Genomic DNA, 16,923 nt, shown 5'->3' with positions numbered 1-16,923 from the left:
GGCCGGCGCGGGTGCTATCCAGGAACCCATGGCGCGATCCCAGACGGAGACGGCGGCGGCCCCGGAGTCCGAGAGCACGCTCACCGTCGTCATCGCGTTCGCCGCGAACCTGCTGATCGCCGTCGCGAAGACGGTGGCTGGCGCGGTGACCGGGTCGGCCTCGATGGTCGCCGAGGCGGCGCACTCCTGGGCCGACGCCGGCAACGAGGTCTTCCTCCTCGTCGCCGGGCGGCGCGCCGCCAAGCCGAAGGACGCCGCGCACCCCCTCGGGTACGGGCGCGAGGCCTACGTGTGGTCGATGTTCGCGGCCATCGGGCTGTTCGCGGCGGGCAGCGCCGTCTCGATCACGCACGGCGTCACCGAGCTGCTGAACCCGGAGCCCGCGGAGAGCTTCGGGGTCGCGTACGCCGTGCTCGCGATCGCGTTCGTGCTCGAGGGCACGTCGTTCCTCCAGGCGTGGCGGCAGGTCCGGCGCGGCGCGCGGAAGGCGCACCGGGACGTGCTCGACCACGCGCTGCGCACCTCCGACCCCACGCTGCGAGCCGTGTTCGCCGAGGACGCCGCCGCGCTCATCGGGCTCCTCATCGCCGCGACCGGCATCGGGCTGCACCAGATCACGGGCTCGGCGGTGCCGGACGCGCTCGGCTCCATCGGCGTCGGGATCCTGCTCGGCGTGGTCGCCGTCGTGCTCATCGACCGGAACCGCAGGTTCCTCGTGGGCGAGGAGCCGACGGGGGCCACGCGGCAGGCGATCGCCGACGCCGTCGCGGCGCTTCCCGGCGTCGCGAGCGTGACGTACCTGCACGCGGAGTTCGTCGGGCCGCGCCAGCTGTACGTCGTCGCCGCGGTGGACCTCGAGGGCGACGACGTCGAGTCCCACGTGGCCGTCCGGCTCCGGGAGCTGGAACGGCGGCTCGAGGCGCTGCCGATGGTCGTCGAGGCGGTGCTCACGCCGGCCCTGCCGGGGTCCGGCTTCGGCGACGCGCCGGTCTAGGGCTGACCGCCGTGGTGCCCGCGGTCCATCGCGAGCGCAGCGAGCATCCCGACCACGAGCACGCCCGCCGCCAGCAGCAACGTCTGGCCGGTCGCCGTCGCAAAGCCTGAGTGGAACGCGGAGGTGGCGGCGTCCTGGAGCAGCTGAGCGACGTCGTCGGGGATCCCCGGCGGCAGCGCAGGCATCGTGCCACCGAACGAACCGCCAGCCTGGGAGAAGCCCTCGACGAACGGCTCGCGCAGCTCGGCCGGGAGCCCGGCGGCGGCGTCCCGCGCGGCAGCCGGCAGCGTGACCGACAGCCGCGCCGTCAGCATCGCCACGATCGCGGCCGAACCGATGACACCACCGACCTGGCGGGTGGTGTTGAACGCGCCCGCGCCGGCGCCTGCGGTGCGGTGGTCGAGGCCCGACGTCGCGAGGTTCGCCAGCGGCGAGAACACCGCGCCGGTTCCGACGCCGAACAGCGCCATCGGTGCGAGGAACGCCAGCGGAGAGGTGTCGGGCGACACGATCGCCCAGAGCCACACCACCGCGCCCGCGATCGCCGCGAAGCCGGCCGCGACGACCCACTTGCCGGGGATGCGGTCCGACAGGCGGCCGGCGATCGGTGCGACCACGCCGGACACGAGCGAGCCCGGCAGGTTGAGCAGCGCGGCGTGCAGCGGGGACAGGTCGAGGATCGTCTGCAGGTAGATCGTCAGCGGGAAGAAGATCCCGATCATCGCGAACGACACCGCCATCCCGCCGACGTTCGCCAGCGAGAAGTTCCGGTGCGAGAACAGCGACAGCGGGAGCAGCGCGCGGTCGCGCAGGTGGTGCTGCCACAGCACGAACCCGGTCAGCACGAGCAGCCCGACGACGATCAGCCCCACCACCGTGACGGGCACGTCCACGGGTCCGACGCTGACGACGCCGATCCGGCCCCAGTCGTACGTCTCGCCCTCCTGCAGCCCGAACACGAACGCGAACAGGCCGATGATCGAGAGGGCGACGCCGAGCAGGTCGAACGAGCGCTTGTGGGTGGCGAGGCGTGGCAGGTTCGTGAACGCCATGACGAGCGCGATGACGCCGACCGGGATGTTCACGAAGAAGATCCACTCCCAGCCCCACGTCTCGACGAGGAAGCCGCCCAGCACGGGGCCGGTGATCGTGGCGACCCCGGCGACGGCGCCCCACAGTCCCATCGCCGCGCCGCGGCCCCGGGGCGGGAAGACCCGCGTGATCATCGACATCGTCTGCGGCGTCATGAGCGCGGCGCCGATGCCCTGCACGACTCGCGCCACGATGAGCATCTCGACGGTGCCGGCCAGACCGCACCAGGCGGAGGCGGCCGTGAACACGACGAGTCCGAGGACGAACACGGGCTTCGGCCCGTACCTGTCGCCCAGGCGGCCGGCGAGCAGGAGGAGGACGGCGTAGCTGAGCAGGTAGGCGCTGTTGACCCAGCCGATCGAGACGAGGTCGGCGTCGAGCTCCGCCGTCAGCGTCGGGACGGCGATGTTCACGATCGTGGTGTCGACCATGATCATGAAGAAGCCGAGCGCGAGCGGCGGGATGACGCTCCACGGGCTGCGGCCGTGGAGGTCGACGGCGCCGCCCGGTGCGGGGCTGCCGGGTGCTGTCGTGGTGGTGCTCATGCGGTCTCCGGGTCGGCGGGGTACGGGTAGTCGTCGGGTGGCAGGGCGTCCCAGCTGAGGGCGCCGGTGGTCAGGTCGCCGAGCACGTCGTCGAGCCAGTCGCGTTCGGCGCCGAGCATGTGGGCGCGGTGCTCGACGTCGAGAAGGAACCTGCGCGGGAGGCCGCGCGTCAGTAGCATGTCGAGCTTCGCGCGGATCGCCTCGACCTCCGCGGCGAGGTCGTCGCGCCTGTTGCGCAGGTGGGCGACGGCGTCGGCGAGCGGGAGGTCGTGCGCCAGCGACAGTCCGACCGGGAGGCGCAGGTACTCGGGCGAGCGGTCGCCGATGAGCTCACGGACCCGGTCGGCGAGGGCGTCGCGGCCCGTCTGGGTGAGGGCGTACGTCGTGCGCTCGGGCCGGTTGCCGGCGCGATCCGTGCCCTGGGACGCGACGAGGCCGTCCGCCTCGAGACGCTCGACGGCGTGGTAGACGGCGCCGGGGCTGAGCCGGACGAGCTGGTCGCTGCGGCGGGCGCGCAGCGTGCCGAGGATCTCGTAGGGGTGCATCGGTCGCTCGCGCAGCAGGCTGAGCACGAGCGTGGCGACGGGGGAGAGCTGGGGCATGGGTCCCGGTGTTCCGTGGTGAATATTCCGAGCGGAATAGTAGGCACGGGCGTCGGCGTGTGTCCAGTGCGGGTCCGGCCCCTGTGCTGGTCGGGACCTGGTCCTCGTGGGCCTCTGTGCTGGTCCGGCCCTGTGCTGGTCCCCCCGTGAGCCGAGGTAGTAGCTGCGGGGTGAGGAAGTAGCTCCGACGTACTGCCTCGTCCCGGTACTACTACCTCGAGGCACCGAGGCACCGAGGCACCGAGGCACCGAGGCACCGAGGCATCGAGGCAACGGGCGGAGGCAGGCAGTCCGCGCCGATCGGACGCCCGTGAGCCATCGCACGTTCAACGACCTGTCGCCGCCGCGCCGCCGGCCGTCCCTAGCCTCCGATCGTGCCCATCTCCCAGTCCCGGTCCCAGCTCGGACCGCGTCCCGGCGGTGCGCCCGTCGTCGCTGCCGGCGACGCCGCCGCCCGCCGTCGCCGTCGTCGTCCCGCCGCTCTCGCCGCTCTCGCCGCTCTCGCCGCTCTCGCCGCTCTCGCCGCGCCGGCCGTCGCGATCCTCGCCACCGCTGAACGGGCGCTCGCCGTCGAGCAGCCGATCGTCGTTTCCGCCCCGGACGCGCCGTTCGAGCTCGCCCCGCTCGGCACGTACCGCACGGGCGTGATCGACGCCGGCGCGTCCGAGATCGTCACGTTCCACCCCGGCACCGACCGCTTGTTCGTGGTCAACGCGGACGCGGGCGTCGTCGAGGTGCTCGACGGCGCCGACCCGTCCGCGCCGACCCAGATCGGGACGCTCACGACGGCGGGCGCCCTCGCGGCCGACGGGTCGACGGTCCCGGCCGGGGCCGTGGCGAACTCGGTGGCGGTGCGCGCCGACGGGCTCGTCGTCGTCGCTGTCGAGTCCGACGTCAAGACGGACGCCGGCTGGCTCGTGTTCTTCGACGCCGCGCAGGCGGACGCCCCCGCGCTGGGCGCCGTCCGTGTCGGCGCGCTCCCCGACATGGTGGCGCTCACCCCGGACGGCGGCCGCGCCGTCGTCGCTAACGAGGGCGAGCCCGCCGACGACTTCTCCGTCGACCCCCAGGGCTCCGTCGCCGTCGTCGACCTCCCGGACGACGTCGCCGCACCGGCGCAGGACGCCGTCCGCATCGCCGACTTCCACGCGTACGAGGCCGACGGCGCGCTCCCGGAGGGCGTGCGCGTGTTCGGCCCGACGGTGAACGCCGAGTACCCGGTCTCCGCGAACCTCGAGCCGGAGTACGCGGCGATCTCCGCCGACGGCGCCCACGCCTACGTGACGCTGCAGGAGGCGAACGCGATCGCCGTCGTCGACCTGGCCGACGCCGAGGTGTCGCGGATCCTGCCGCTCGGCTCGAAGGACCACTCGGTCGACGGCGCCGGCCTCGACCCGAGCGACCGGGACGGCGGCATCGCCATCGGCACGTGGCCCGTGCGCGGGCTGTACCTGCCCGACGCGATCACGTCCTACGCCGCCGACGGCGCCACGTACCTCGTGACGGCGAACGAGGGCGACGCGCGGGAGTGGGGCGACTACGTCGAGCCCGCGCGCGTGGGCGACCTCGGCTCGGACGGGCTCCCGCCGGTGTGCGACGACGCGCCGGCCGCCGCCCTCACCGGCGACGACGCGCTCGGCCGCCTCAACGTCACGACGGCGGACGGCCTGTCCGACGACGGCTCGTGCTACGAGGAGCTGTTCGCGTTCGGGGCACGCTCGTTCTCCATCTGGACGACGGACGGCGAGCTCGTGTTCGACTCCGGCGACCAGCTCGAACGCCTCGTCGCGGACGCGCTGCCCGAGTTCTTCAACTCGAACCACACGGAGGCGAACCTCGAGGGCCGCAGCGACGACAAGGGGCCGGAGCCCGAGGCGGTGGCCGTCGGCGAGGTCGACGGGAGCACGTACGCGTTCGTGGCCTTCGAGCGGGTGGGCGGCATCGCCGTCTTCGACGTCACCCGGCCCGACGACGTCCGCTGGGTCACGTACGTGAACAATCGCGACTTCGCGGTGTCGCTCGAGGACGCCGCCGACCCGCAGGCGGTGCTGGACTCCGCCGGCGACCTGGGGCCGGAGGGGCTCGCGTTCGTGAGCGCCGACGACTCGCCGACCGGCAGCCCGCTGCTCGCCGTCGGCAACGAGGTGTCGGGCACGACGACGCTGTACGCCGTCGGGGACGACGGCGGGCCCACCCCCACGCCGTCGCCCACGGGCGGGCCGACGCAGGAGCCCACCGGCGAGCCGACGCCGTCGCCGACCGCCGAGCCGACGCAGGAGCCCACCGCCGGCGAGCTCCGCGTCGCGGTGCCGGGCGAGGTCCGCGCCGGCGAGGAGGCGTCGGCGACGGTCTCGGGCGCGGCCGCCGGTGAGGACCTCGCGGCCACCATGTTCTCCGACCCGCTCGACGTCGGGACCGTGACCGCCGGGGCCGACGGCGTCGCGACCCTCACGTGGACCGTGCCGGCGGACGTCGCCCCGGGCGCCCACACGCTGCGCGTCGAGGGACCGGTCTCGGGTGTCGCCGAGGTGACGTTCACGGTGCTCGCCGCCGGGTCCGACGACGACGGCGCCGCCTCGCCGGGCGGCTCGCTGCCGTCGACCGGCGCGGGCACACCCGCCCTCGTCGCCCTCCTCGCGGCCTTCGCCGTGGGAACCGGGGCGCTGCTCCTGCGCCGGGCACGCGCGGCCCGGATCTGAGCATCCCGTGGCCTCGTCCGGCGTCTGAGGTACCTCAGACGCCGGACGGCGCGGGCGTCTGAGGCGCTACGCGCGGGCACGGCACGAGAACGTGGTCGAGTGCCGGATCCGGTGCCCCGGTCCTCACCGGCAGAGTCCTATCTGTCGGTGGGAACCCGCCGGGGAACGAGGATCACGATGTATCTCTGGGACCAGGCCGTCGCAGCCGAGGTGGCCTACCGTCAGGAGCGACTCGCTGCCGAGGCCCCCGGTGTGCCGGGAGCGCTGCTGCAGTGGTGGCGCCGTCGTCGCGAGGAGCGGCGCGCGATCGAGGCCGTCTGGGCCGCCGCCGAGCGCTGGACGGCGCGCGAGCTTCCGGTCATCACCCTCCCCGAGGCAGTCGTCTCCGGGGCCGACCTGCACCACCTCGCACAGCGCCCGCGTCGAGCCGAGCTGCGCCGCGCGGGATCCGAGCCGTCCGAGCGGTCCGCCGCCTGAGGGCCGCGACGGCGTCCGGGCGCGGGGCGGAGGGCCCCGCGCCCGGAATGCTCGACGGCGCGAGCGCGTTGCGTCCGCGTGCCCACTGACCACCGCGGACGGCTCACCGAACGACGGGCCGCGCTCGAGGAGCGCCTGCGCGCGCTGCGCGCGACCCGCGGCGAGATCATCGCCGCGTCCGCATCGTCGAACGCGGACGACGAGCACGACCCCGAGGGTTCGACGATCGCGTACGACCGGGCCCAGGTCGGCGCGCTGATCGCGAGCGCGGAGCACGAGCGCGAGGAGCTCGACGCCGCCCTCGCCAGGATCGAGGACGGGACGCACGGCGTGTGCGAACGGTGCGGGCGGCCGATCCCGGCCGCGCGGCTCGAGGTCCGGCCGGCGGCGCGGACCTGCGTCGGCTGCGGCTGAGCGCAGCCGTCTCGGCGAGCGGGCAGGACGCCCGCGTACCCGCCCGGCGCGGGATCGTGGGGAGATGAGCGACGACGCCCGCTTCGCGCCCGCGGCACGCTGGATCTGGGACGACGGCGAGCCGTCGCCCCGCAACGCCTGGCGGTGCTTCCGGCGCACGGTCACGATCGACGACGACGAGCCGGACGCCCGGCTCCGCGTCACCGCCGACACCCGGTACGTCGCGTACGTCAACGGCGTCCGGGTCGGGCACGGACCGGTGCGCGGTTTCCCGGAGCACTGGTTCGTCGACGACTGGGAGGTCGGGCACCTGCTCCGGCCCGGGGCGAACGTCGTCGCCGTCCTCGTCCGGCACGACGGCGTCGCGACGTTCTCGTCGCTGCGCGCTCGCGGTGGGCTGCTCGCCCAGCTCGACCTCCCGGCGTCGTCGACCCACGTCGTGAGCGACCCGAGCTGGCAGGTCGCGACGCACGCCGGGTTCGACGCACGCTCCCCCCGCATCTGCCCGCAGCTCGCGTTCGTCGAGGTCGTGGACGGCGCGTGGCAGCCCACGTGGACGACGGACGTCGCCGAGCCGGCGACCGACGACGGCTGGGCGCCGGCGACGGTCGTCGGCGAGCCGGGCCAGGGGCCGTGGTCGCGCCTGGTCGCACGGGACGTGCCCGCGCTCGCGGAGGAGCTCGTGCGCCCCGTCCGGGTCGGGTCGCTGGCGTTCGTGCGCGCCGCGCCGACGAGCTGGACCCTCGACGCCCGCGCCCTGTTCGACCCCAGCTCCGAGCATCACGCGAACCCCAGCTCCTACGTCGGGTTCCTGCTCACCGCGATCCGCGTGCACCGACCCGCGCGGGTGCGGATCGCCCTGCCGCTGGCGACGTCCAACGGCCGCGTGTCCGGAGTGGCCCTCGACGGCGCGTGGACCCCGGTCTCGGACCTCGCCGCGGGGCACGCGGACCTGCGGACGCTCGACGTCGACCTCGCCTCGGGCGACCACTGGCTCGCGCTCGACGTCTCCGCGTACGACCACGGGTACCCGGTGCCGGTGATGCTCGAGGCGCTCGACGGCGCCGACGTCGCGCTCGTCCACCCCACTCAGGGCGACGCCGCGACGCCGTGGGTCGCGCTGGGCCCGGTCGGCGCACCCGACCCGGCGTTCGAGCGGCCGCTCGCGCACCCCGCCCTGGAACGCATGACGCCGACGCCCGAGACGCGGGGCGCCGTCGTCGAGGCGACAGCTGCCCGCGAGCTCGGTGCCTGGCCGCACGCGGCGCGCACCGTCCCGGCCGAGCTGGCGTTCCCGGCCAGCCTGTACGGCGTCGTCGTGCACCCGAGCGAGCGGGACGCCGTCGTCGTCCCCAGCGCCGTGCAGGCGCTCGCCGGGGGCGGGTCGGCGGCCGTGCCGCACCGGCCCGGGCGCGACACGGAGCTCGTGCTCGATCTCGGCGTCGAGGCGTCCGGCTTCGTCGAGCTGGAGCTCACCGCACCGCCCGGCGTGGTCGTCGACGTCTACGGCTTCGAGTACCTCCGCGACGGCTACCGCGAGGAGACGACCGGCATGGAGAACGCGCTGCGGTACACCACGCGCACCGGCCGTCAGCGGCACGTCTCGCCGGTGCGGCGCGGACTGCGGTATCTGCAGCTCGTCGTGCGCCGGCCCGACGACGCCGCGGGGCCGGTCGTGCTGCACGACGTCGCCGTACGCAGCGCCCACTACCCGATGCCGCGGACGGGCGAGTTCTCGTGCAGCGACACCCGGCTCGACGCGATCTGGGAGATGTCGCGGCGGACCGTCGTGGCCTGCGCGGAGGACACGTTCGTCGACTGCCCCGCCTACGAGCAGGCGTACTGGGTGGGTGACGCGTACTCGAGCGCACGGTTCGCGTCGGCGCTCGCCGACGTCGGCCCGCTCGTGGAACGCTGCCTGCGGCTCGTGCCGGGCTCGCGCGGCCAGACCCCGCTGCTCGGGTCCCAGGTGCCGTCCGGCTGGACGAACGTGATCCCGGCGTGGACGTTCTTCTGGGTGCTGGCGTGCGAGGAGCATGCCGTGCGGTCGGGCGACCCAGGCTTCGCGCGGGACCTCGCCCCCGACGTCGTGGCGGCGCTCGACGCGTTCGCCGAGCACCTCGACGAGCGCTCACTGCTGGCGATCGACGCGTGGAACCTCCTCGACTGGGCGCCGATGGACCAGCCGAACTCCGGCGTCGTCGCGCACCAGAACTGCCTGTACGTGATGGCGCTCGACGGCGCGGCTCGGCTCGCGGACGCCGTCGGCCTGGACGTGGGGGAGCGGTTGCGGGCGCGGGCGTCGGCCGTGCGGGCGGCGATCGCGGAGCACCTGTGGTCCCCCGAGCGGGAGGCGTACCTCGACGCGATCCACGCTGACGGCCGCCGGTCCGACGTCGTCAGCGTGCAGACGCAGCTGTTCGCTCTGCTCGCCGGGGTCGGCGACGATTCCCGCCTGGCCCGGCTGACGTCGCTCGTCGTGGACCCGCCTCACGACCTCGTGCAGATCGGCAGCCCGTGGATGTCGATCTTCCGGTACGACGCCCTCGTCGCGGCCGGGCGCGCGGACGTGGCGCTCGCCGACCTGCGCCGGGACTACGGCGGGATGCTCGACGCCGGCGCGGTCACCTGCTGGGAGATGTTCCCGGCGCCGGACCGCGCATCGCTGACCCGCAGCCACTGCCACGCCTGGTCGGCGGCGCCGGCCGCGTTCCTTCCGAACGTCGTGCTGGGCGTGCGCCTGGACGGTCCTCGCCGCGTGGTCGTCGACCCCCAGCCGCTCGGCCTGGACTGGGCGCGCGGCGCGATCCCGCTCCCCGGCGGCGGGCGGGTGGAGGTGGCGTGGGAGCGGCGCGCCGACGGCACGCTCGACGTGCGCGTCGACGCGCCCGACGGCGTCGAGGTGGGGCGCTGACGGCTCACCACATGCGCGACAGGGTCCGACGACGGACCGCGAGCCCCACGTGGATCGCGAGCGCCACGTAGAACAGGACGTGCCCGGCGACGTGCAGGCCGAGGAGGACGTCGTCGTCCACCAGGTCCAGGGGCGGCACCCACTCGCCGTCCTCCGCGACGTCCCGCACCTCGCCGGACGCGAGCAGCAGCGCCATGCCGCTCAGCGGGATCCAGCACAGCAGCACGTACAGCGCGCGCTCGATCCAGCTCTCGACCTTCCGATCGGCCGAGGTGAGCCGGTCCGACCACGGCGGGAGCGGCGTCGTCGTCCGCCACACGAGCCGCAGGGCTGTCAGCACGAGGATCCCGCCACCCAGCCAGCCGTGGACGAACACAGCCGCCTCGTCGTGGTCGGAGTCGTCGGTCCCGGTGAGGAGCTCGGACGCCGCCTCGATCCCGTACCCGAGCAGGAACTGGACCACGAGCGCCACGACCGTCACCCAGTGCAGCACCTTCGTGACGACGCCGTACCCGCCCGGCCCGTTGCGCAGCGGCATCGCGTCAGGGTAGTGACGCCGCTGCGCAGGCGCGCGGGATCAGGCGAACGCGTACGCGATGCGCGCCGCGGCGCCCAGCGGGACGCGGAGCATGTGCGCCCGGCGTGAGGCGTCGGCGAAGTACGTCCGCTCCGTCGGCGTGAGCGTCGCGTCCGCGTCGACCTCCCAGTCGATCGTCAGCGTCACGTCGCCGCGGCGCACGGCGATCCCGGACGTGTGCGCGGACGACGGCGCACCGACCGCGGCGCCGTCGCCGGACGCCCAGGTGACGACGTCGTCGGCCCGCAGCACGAGCGGCACCTGCTCGACGCCGCCCGCCGCCGTCGTGATCTCCCGCACCAGCCCGGCGTCGTGCAGCAGCACCGACCCGGCGACGTTGCCCCCGGTGGTGGTCCACGCCACGCCGAGGTCGCCGCGCACGCGCGCCGCGTCGTCGGGCGCCACGACCCGGCCGTCGCTGACCGGGCCGTCGTAGTACGTCGCCGCCAGGTTCGACGCGCCGTCCGTGCCGCCGTTGGGCAGCACGGTCGCCCAGCACTCCGTGTTCGAGTTCTGCCCGCCGTGCACGAACGTCCCGGCGCGCGGGTGCCACAGGAGGCCGAGGCCGGCCCGGACGACGCCGTTCGGACGCGTCCCGAAGAACGCCTGGACATAGTGCGCGGGTCGACGCACGAACAGGTAGTGCTGGTCCAACGGGTCCGTGCGCAGCTCCGTGAAGCGCTCGCGACGCACGGCGGGGAGCGTCCGGAGCGCGACGTCGCGTCGTCGTCGGCTCGGGAAGCCCTCGCCGAAGGGGATGTTCGCGGGGATGCGGGGGTTCGTGTCGCCGGGTGCCAACGGCTCGATCGGGTCCGACGACGCCGCCCAGGCCGCCCGCTGGGCGTCGCGGTCCTCCCGGGCCGGGTAGAACGCGCCGAGGTCGGGCACCAGCCGGCTGAACACGGAGCCGAGATCCCGCTGCTGGCGGTCCAGCGTGACGGCGTCCAGGACGTACATCGGCGTGCGCGCGGCTCCCGAGGCGAACGAGACGAGCCCGGCGCCGTCGGGCTCCGGCACCACCGTGTACGTCAGCCAGTCGGCGAGGCGGCGCACGACGGGGAGCAGCACGGGAACCTTGAGCTCGGTGTGCAGCTCGTGGAACTCCGTGAGCGTGACGTTGAGGTTGTACGCGATGTCCATCCCGCGCGGCTCGTACAGGAAGCCGGCGGGGCTCTGAGCGCGCTCGGCATAGTGCCGGACGCGGTCCCAGAGCAGGCGGCTGAGCGCGGGATCGGGGTCGAGCGCCAGCGCCTTGGCGGAGCCCGCGAGCCCGGCGGCGGGCTGGTTGGCGAACTCGACGATCTCGCCGGTCCAGACGCCGTCGTTGGCCGGGTCCAGGAACCACGTCATCGCACGGTGCAGCGCCGAGCTGATCGCGTCCCGGCGCTCCGGCAGGAGGTCGGCGTCCCGGAGCAGCGCCAGCGTCTTGCTGAGGTAGCCGAGCGCGAACGCCGTCGCCGCGCGGGAGCGCTCCTCGGCGGAGAACTCCTGCCAGGAGCCGTCGTCGTGCTGCAGGCGCAGGTAGTAGTCGATGGCCGCGTCGAGGCGGCCGGCGAGCGCGGCGTCGCCGCGGTACGGGTTCCACCCGCGGTCGGCGGTGAGGAACCACGCGAACGTGGCGACGTGCTCGCTGATCCGCGCGTTGAACGGCTCGGACGGCGTGCGCCACCAGCCGCCCGCCTGGTAGCCGCGCAGCTCCGTGTCGGAGTCGTCGATGTCGTTCGCCATGGCGGCGAGGGTCACGAGGTACGCCGCGTAGCGCTGCTCCTGCGGCTCGAACGCCGTCCGGTCGGGCTCGGCCGCCAGGGGAGCCACGAGCGGCAGCGGGCCGCTGGTCGCCGGCGCCTGCCGCGGGACGGCGACAGCGGGTGGAGTGGCGCGCGCCGGGGCGGCGGCGAGCGCGGCGGCACCGGCCGCCAGGCCGCCGGCGAGCACCGTGCGCCGGGCGAGGGTGGGGAGGTCGTGCGACGTCGTCATGCCGTGCTCCATTCACGTCGGTGAGCCGTGCGGGGTGGGCCGTACAGGGCCAGGCGGGTGGGTCAGTCCGTCAGTCGGGCGGTCCGGCGGGTCAGGCGTGCAGGGTCTCGGTCCGGCTGGCGAGGATCGTCCCGTCCGCGCCGACGAGGCACGCCTCGAGCCTCGCCCCCGGCGGCAGGGCACCGCGCCACGTCTCGACGGTGCACCGGTCGCGGGACGTGCCGGAGTCGGTGACGGTCCGCAGGGCGACGCCCGCGCGGTTGCGCAGGACTGCCCGGACGGCGGTCCCGTCGTCGTCGGCCTGGCCGCGGTTCTTGCACACGGACAGCCGTAGGCGGCCGGGGCGCGACGCGGTCAGCTGCGCCCAGCCGTCGAGCCCGTCCTCACCGGCGAGCACCGTGCGGGCCGCGACCGGTGCGCCGCCGAGCCGGAGGTCCATGACCACGCCGAGGTGGTCGGAGGCGAACCGGTCGACGAGGGAGACGTGGCCGGCGACGACGTCGAACGCCGGCGTCGCGAAGACGTAGTCGATCCGGCGGTCCGGGTGCGGCGACTCGGGCCGGCCGTAGGACGCCGTCATCGTCGGACCGGCGCCCGGGTCGTTCACCTGACGCCACGTGTCGGCGAGGTGGTCCTCGGCGATCCACGACTGCATGAGGTTGTTCTGCGAGTACGGCTGCGTCGGCACGTCGGTGGTCCAGATGTTGAGGTCGCCGGCGAGCACGCTCGGCACGCGCGCGTCCACGTGGTCGAGGACGATCCGCAGCTGCTCCTTCTGGTCCTCGACGAGGACGGCGCTGCCCGGCGTGCTGAGGTGCGTGGCGTGGACGACGACGTCGCCGAGCCCGGGCACGTCGACCGTCACCGTGAGCAGGCTGCGGCGCAGCTTCCCGCCGGGCTCGTAGTTCTCGTTCGGCAGCGGGACCACCACGCCGCCTCCGACGAACGGGTGCCGCGACATCACGACGTTCCCGTTGCTGGACCCGGGAAGGACGGCGCCCTCGTGCGGCAGGTCCACCTCCGTCAGGCCGAACCACGTGTGGACGTACCCGTCGGCGGCGAGGAGCTCGGCGAGGCGCGCGGGCTGGTCCCCGTGGCTGCCGGGGCCGGGCGCATCGCGGTGCACCTCGTTGAGGACGACGACGTCGGGCGCCTCCGCGCGGATCACGGCGGCGATGCGGGGCTCGTCCACCACGCCGGGGGCATCGGGTGCGACGGCGGTGTGGATGTTCCACGTCATGACCCGCAGGTCGCGACGTCCGGGGCCGCCCGGCCCGCGCGGCGCTGCCGCCGCGAGCGGCGCCCCGGCCAGGGCCAGGCCACCGGCGAGACCCCCTGCCAGCACCGTGCGCCGGCTCACCGACGCTCCCGTGCCCGGGCGCGCAGCGTTCGACTCCTCCGTCATGCGATCCTCCTCGATCGGTGCGGCGCCGCGGACGCGGCCCGTCGGGTCAGCCTTTGATGCCGCTCGCGAAGCCCTTGATGATGTATTTCTGGAGCAGGAAGTAGACGACGAGGATCGGCAGGATCGCGATCCCCATCCCGGCGAAGATGATCTGCCACTGACTCGCGAACTCGCCGCGGAACGCGAAGATCGCCACCGGCAGCGTCTGCTGCGCACTCCCGCCGACGTAGAGCAGCGGCGTGAGGAAGTCGTTCCAGATGTTGATCGACGTCAGGATGACGACCGTCCCGGTGATCGGGCGCAGCAGCGGGAACACGATCTTGCGGAACGCCGTGATCGTGCCCGCGCCGTCGACCCGCGCCGCCTCCTCGTACTCGCGCGGCAGCGCCCGCAGGAAGCCCGTGTAGAGGAACACCACGAGCGGCAGCTGGTGCCCGACCTCGAAGATGATGAGCGACGTGTACGTCTGCAGCAGGTTCGCGTCACGCATCAGCTGGTACAGCGGCACCATGCCGAGCTGCAGCGGGATCATCAGGCCGAGCAGGAACGCGAGGTAGAGGCCGTAGGACAGGCGCGAGGCCCGGCGCGCCAGCGCGTACGCGGCGAACGAGCCGGCGAGCACGAGGAGCGCGACGCTCAGCGCCGTGACCACCACGGAGTTCCCCATCGCCTGGCCGAGGTCGCCGCGCTGCCACGCCTCGGCGAAGTTGGCCAGGGCGGGGTCGGTGGGGAACGCGAGGGGTGACGCCGCGAGGTCGGCGGGCGTCTTCAGCGCGACCGCGAGGAACACGTAGAACGGGAAGAAGAACACCGCGGCGACCACGAGCATGCCCAGCTCGGCGCCGACGCGGCCGAGCGACCAGCGCCTCCGGGCGGCCCGGCGTCGGGGCGCTCCAGCGGCGGACGACGGCGCTCCCGGCGTCCCGGATCCTGCCCTCACCTGCGGCGACAGCGTGCTCATGCGTCCACCTCGAACCGGCGCAGGCCGCGCAGCTGCACGAACGCGAACGCGAACACGATCATCGTCAGCACCAGCGCGATGGCCGCCGAGTAGCCGTACCGCCCGGACACGAACGCCTCCTTGTACATGACCACCGACAGCGTCTCCGTCGCGTACCCGGGCCCGCCCCCGGTCATCACGTAGACCTGGTCGAACAGCTTGAGGCTGCCGATGAGCGTGAGGGACATCGCGATCGTCGTCGCCGGGATGAGCAGCGGGATCGTCACGCGGCGCAGGCGCTGCCACCGGCTCGCGCCGTCGATCGCTGCCGCCTCGAGCAGCTCGGCGGGCACGCCCTGGAGCCCGGCGAGGTAGATGACCATGGTCAGGCCGGCGTTCTGCCAGATGATGACGCCGATCACGCTCGCCAGCGCGACCGAGGCGTCCCCGAGCCAGTTCTGGGTGAGCCCACCCAGCCCGATCGCCTCGAGCGCGTCGTTGAGCGGGCCGGCCGGCGTGAGGATGTACTGCCAGAGGAAACCGATGATCACGGGCGGGAGCAGAGCCGGCGCGAAGAACAGCGTGCGCAGCACGTTGCGGCTCGCGAGCACGCTGTGCAGAGCCAGGGCGAGAGCGAGCCCGAGGAGCGTCTGGACGATCGTCGTCGAGACGGCGATCACCAGCGTGTTGCGCAACGCCGACCGGGCCGCCGGCGCGGAGAACAGCTCGACGAAGTTGTCCAGACCCACGAACTGCGGGGCCACGCGCCGACCGGTCCAGTCGGTGAAGGCGTAGACGCCGCCCGCGACGGTCGGATAGAGGACGACGACGGCGTAGAAGACGAGCGCCGGCACGATCAGTGCGTACGGCACGGCCGAGCGGTGGCGCCTCCGGCGCGGCACTGCCGCACCGGGAGGCGCCACGCGCGGCTCGACGGCGAGCGTCACGGAGTGCCCTTCGCGTACTCCGTGTCCATCTGGCCGAGCAGGTTCGCCGTGTCGATCGAGCCGTCGAGCCACTCCTGGCCGGACTGGAGCATCGTCTGCTGCACGTCGCCGTTCGGCCAGAGGTAGTTCGCGTACCCCGCGGTCCGGCCCTCGTCGAACATCGGCATGATCGGTTCGAGGGCGTCGGAATCGAGGGTGACGTCGACGCCCAGGCCGGGCAGCACGCCCATCTCGTTGGCGTACGCCTCGACGTTCTCCGGCTCCGCGAGGAAGTCGAGGAACGCGCGGGCGCCGTCCGGGTTCTCGGCGTTGGCGTTGATGGCGAGGAAGTCCGGCGCGATCGGGACGTAGGTCGAGGCGGCGTCGTCGTTGCCGGGCAGCGCGAACACGTCGAACGCCTCGGCGCCGGCCTCGTTGTACCCGTACAGCTGCGGCAGACCCGCGGAGACGAGCAGCACCATGGCGGACTCACCGGTCGCGACCGACTGGAGGCCCTGGTCCGGCGGGATGCCGAGCATGCCGTCGGAGAAGTATCCGGCGTCGTTGAGCTCGGCGATGCGGTCGAACACCTCGTTCCACTCGGCGTTGTCCACGAACGACGTCTCGCCGTCGGCCATCTGCGCGTCGATGTCCGGGTTCTCCGCGTACACGAGCGTCGCCGCGAGCGCGTAGACCCAGAACTGGAAGTAGATGCCGCCCTGGAACGGCGTCGCGATCGGGGTGACGCCGGCGGCGTCGAGCGCGGCGCACGCGTCGAGCAGCTCCGACCAGGTGGTCGGGACCTCCACGCCCGCGTCCTCGAAGACCTGCCGGTTGAACGCCATGACGATCGCGTTGCGGCTCACGGGGAACGCGACGACCTGGTCGTCGACCTGGGCGAGCGAGCGCGTGTCGTCGGTGAGGCTCTCGGTCCACGCGGCGTCCGAGACGTCCGCCAGCTCGCCCTCGCGGCCGAGCACCCCGGCGGCCACGGGGCTCGAGTTGCCGGGGGACACGCGGATCAGGTCCGCCGCGGTACCGGAGGTGAGCTGGACGCGGAGCTGCTGGTTGAGCTCGTCGGTGGTCGCCGAGGAGAGGTCGAGCGTGGTTCCCGTCTCCTCCTCGAACGCGTCGATCAACGGCGCGAGCCCGGTGTTCTGCTCGGTGTTGACGTACGCGGTGACGGTGCCGCCGCCCTCGCCGCCGCCGGTCTCCTCGCCCCCCTCGTCGGGACTGTTGACGAAACCGCAGGCGGCGAGCGACGTCGCCAGGGCTGCTGTGGCGAGCGCCGCGCAGGCGGTGCGCGCGCGGCGCGTGCCGTGCTGGTGAGGGCTGCGGGCCCTCGGGAGGCGGATGCTCAT

The 16,923-nt window shown here is 73.8% G+C and carries 13 protein-coding genes; 5 read left to right on the top strand and 8 right to left on the bottom strand.

Annotation, left to right across the window (positions count from 1 at the left end):
• The first annotated feature begins 28 nt into the window (after positions 1-28).
• Positions 29-994, top strand: a complete 966-nt coding sequence (locus tag BCAV_RS18580; protein WP_015884166.1) for a cation diffusion facilitator family transporter — start codon at positions 29-31, stop codon at positions 992-994.
• On the opposite strand, the gene BCAV_RS18575 is transcribed toward BCAV_RS18580, so the two are convergent.
• The gene (locus tag BCAV_RS18575) at positions 991-2,631 is read right to left on the bottom strand and encodes a DHA2 family efflux MFS transporter permease subunit (RefSeq protein ID WP_015884165.1); all 1,641 of its coding nucleotides are present in this window, start codon (positions 2,629-2,631) and stop codon (positions 991-993) included. The genes BCAV_RS18580 and BCAV_RS18575 overlap by 4 nt on opposite strands.
• On the bottom strand, positions 2,628-3,233 hold the full coding sequence (locus BCAV_RS23250) for a PadR family transcriptional regulator (protein WP_015884164.1): 606 nt from the start codon (positions 3,231-3,233) through the stop codon (positions 2,628-2,630). The genes BCAV_RS18575 and BCAV_RS23250 overlap by 4 nt, the downstream gene beginning before the upstream one ends.
• A 374-nt stretch (positions 3,234-3,607) precedes the next feature.
• On the opposite strand from BCAV_RS23250, the gene BCAV_RS18565 reads away from it, so the two are divergent.
• The 4 genes from BCAV_RS18565 (at position 3,608) to BCAV_RS18550 (ending at position 9,737) form a co-directional block, all read left to right on the top strand.
• The gene (locus BCAV_RS18565) at positions 3,608-5,932 is read left to right on the top strand and encodes a choice-of-anchor I family protein (RefSeq protein WP_015884163.1); all 2,325 of its coding nucleotides are present in this window, start codon (positions 3,608-3,610) and stop codon (positions 5,930-5,932) included.
• A 177-nt stretch (positions 5,933-6,109) separates the two neighbouring features.
• Positions 6,110-6,409 carry a hypothetical protein gene (locus tag BCAV_RS18560; protein WP_015884162.1) on the top strand — a complete coding sequence of 100 codons (300 nt, stop codon included), beginning with the start codon at positions 6,110-6,112 and terminating at the stop codon, positions 6,407-6,409.
• A gap of 78 nt (positions 6,410-6,487) precedes the next feature.
• Positions 6,488-6,823, top strand: a complete 336-nt coding sequence (locus BCAV_RS18555) for a TraR/DksA family transcriptional regulator (protein WP_015884161.1) — start codon at positions 6,488-6,490, stop codon at positions 6,821-6,823.
• 64 nt (positions 6,824-6,887) lie between these two features.
• Entirely contained in the window at positions 6,888-9,737 is a 2,850-nt protein-coding gene (locus tag BCAV_RS18550) for a family 78 glycoside hydrolase catalytic domain (RefSeq protein ID WP_015884160.1), read from the top strand.
• 4 nt (positions 9,738-9,741) lie between these two features.
• Here the strand turns inward: BCAV_RS18550 and BCAV_RS18545 are convergent, their stop codons facing one another.
• The 6 genes from BCAV_RS18545 to BCAV_RS18520 form a co-directional block, all read right to left on the bottom strand.
• Positions 9,742-10,275, bottom strand: coding sequence for a cytochrome b (locus BCAV_RS18545; RefSeq protein WP_015884159.1), 534 nt, complete (start codon positions 10,273-10,275; stop codon positions 9,742-9,744).
• Positions 10,276-10,314: 39 nt separating this feature from the next.
• Complete coding sequence (locus BCAV_RS18540; RefSeq protein WP_015884158.1) at positions 10,315-12,291, bottom strand: hypothetical protein; 1,977 nt, start codon at positions 12,289-12,291, stop codon at positions 10,315-10,317.
• A gap of 91 nt (positions 12,292-12,382) precedes the next feature.
• A complete protein-coding gene (locus tag BCAV_RS18535) occupies positions 12,383-13,696 on the bottom strand; it encodes an ig-like domain-containing protein (RefSeq protein WP_015884157.1) in 1,314 nt (437 codons plus the stop codon).
• A 46-nt stretch (positions 13,697-13,742) separates the two neighbouring features.
• A complete protein-coding gene (locus tag BCAV_RS18530; RefSeq protein WP_015884156.1) occupies positions 13,743-14,657 on the bottom strand; it encodes a carbohydrate ABC transporter permease in 915 nt (304 codons plus the stop codon).
• Positions 14,654-15,583 (bottom strand): carbohydrate ABC transporter permease, encoded by a 930-nt coding sequence (locus BCAV_RS18525; protein WP_015884155.1) that lies wholly within the window; start codon positions 15,581-15,583, stop codon positions 14,654-14,656. Before BCAV_RS18525 ends, BCAV_RS18530 begins: the two co-directional genes overlap by 4 nt.
• Positions 15,580-16,923: an ABC transporter substrate-binding protein gene (locus BCAV_RS18520; protein WP_015884154.1), complete on the bottom strand. Its 1,344-nt coding sequence runs from the start codon at positions 16,921-16,923 to the stop codon at positions 15,580-15,582. Before BCAV_RS18520 ends, BCAV_RS18525 begins: the two co-directional genes overlap by 4 nt.

This window comes from Beutenbergia cavernae DSM 12333, assembly GCF_000023105.1.
GTDB lineage: Bacteria > Actinomycetota > Actinomycetes > Actinomycetales > Beutenbergiaceae > Beutenbergia > Beutenbergia cavernae.
Note: the sequence above shows the minus strand (reverse complement) of the source record. Positions and strands in the feature narration are given on the sequence as shown.

Bases quoted from the DNA above. Each gene is read 5' to 3' on its own strand.
- BCAV_RS18580 (WP_015884166.1), top strand. From the start codon at position 29: ATGGCGCGATCCCAGACGGAGACGGCGGCGGCCCCGGAGTCCGAGAGC.
- BCAV_RS18575 (WP_015884165.1), bottom strand. From the start codon at position 2,631: ATGAGCACCACCACGACAGCACCCGGCAGCCCCGCACCGGGCGGCGCC.
- BCAV_RS23250 (WP_015884164.1), bottom strand. From the start codon at position 3,233: ATGCCCCAGCTCTCCCCCGTCGCCACGCTCGTGCTCAGCCTGCTGCGC.
- BCAV_RS18560 (WP_015884162.1), top strand. From the start codon at position 6,110: ATGTATCTCTGGGACCAGGCCGTCGCAGCCGAGGTGGCCTACCGTCAG.
- BCAV_RS18550 (WP_015884160.1), top strand. From the start codon at position 6,888: ATGAGCGACGACGCCCGCTTCGCGCCCGCGGCACGCTGGATCTGGGAC.
- BCAV_RS18545 (WP_015884159.1), bottom strand. From the start codon at position 10,275: ATGCCGCTGCGCAACGGGCCGGGCGGGTACGGCGTCGTCACGAAGGTG.
- BCAV_RS18540 (WP_015884158.1), bottom strand. From the start codon at position 12,291: ATGACGACGTCGCACGACCTCCCCACCCTCGCCCGGCGCACGGTGCTC.
- BCAV_RS18535 (WP_015884157.1), bottom strand. From the start codon at position 13,696: ATGACGGAGGAGTCGAACGCTGCGCGCCCGGGCACGGGAGCGTCGGTG.
- BCAV_RS18530 (WP_015884156.1), bottom strand. From the start codon at position 14,657: ATGAGCACGCTGTCGCCGCAGGTGAGGGCAGGATCCGGGACGCCGGGA.
- BCAV_RS18520 (WP_015884154.1), bottom strand. From the start codon at position 16,923: ATGAGCATCCGCCTCCCGAGGGCCCGCAGCCCTCACCAGCACGGCACG.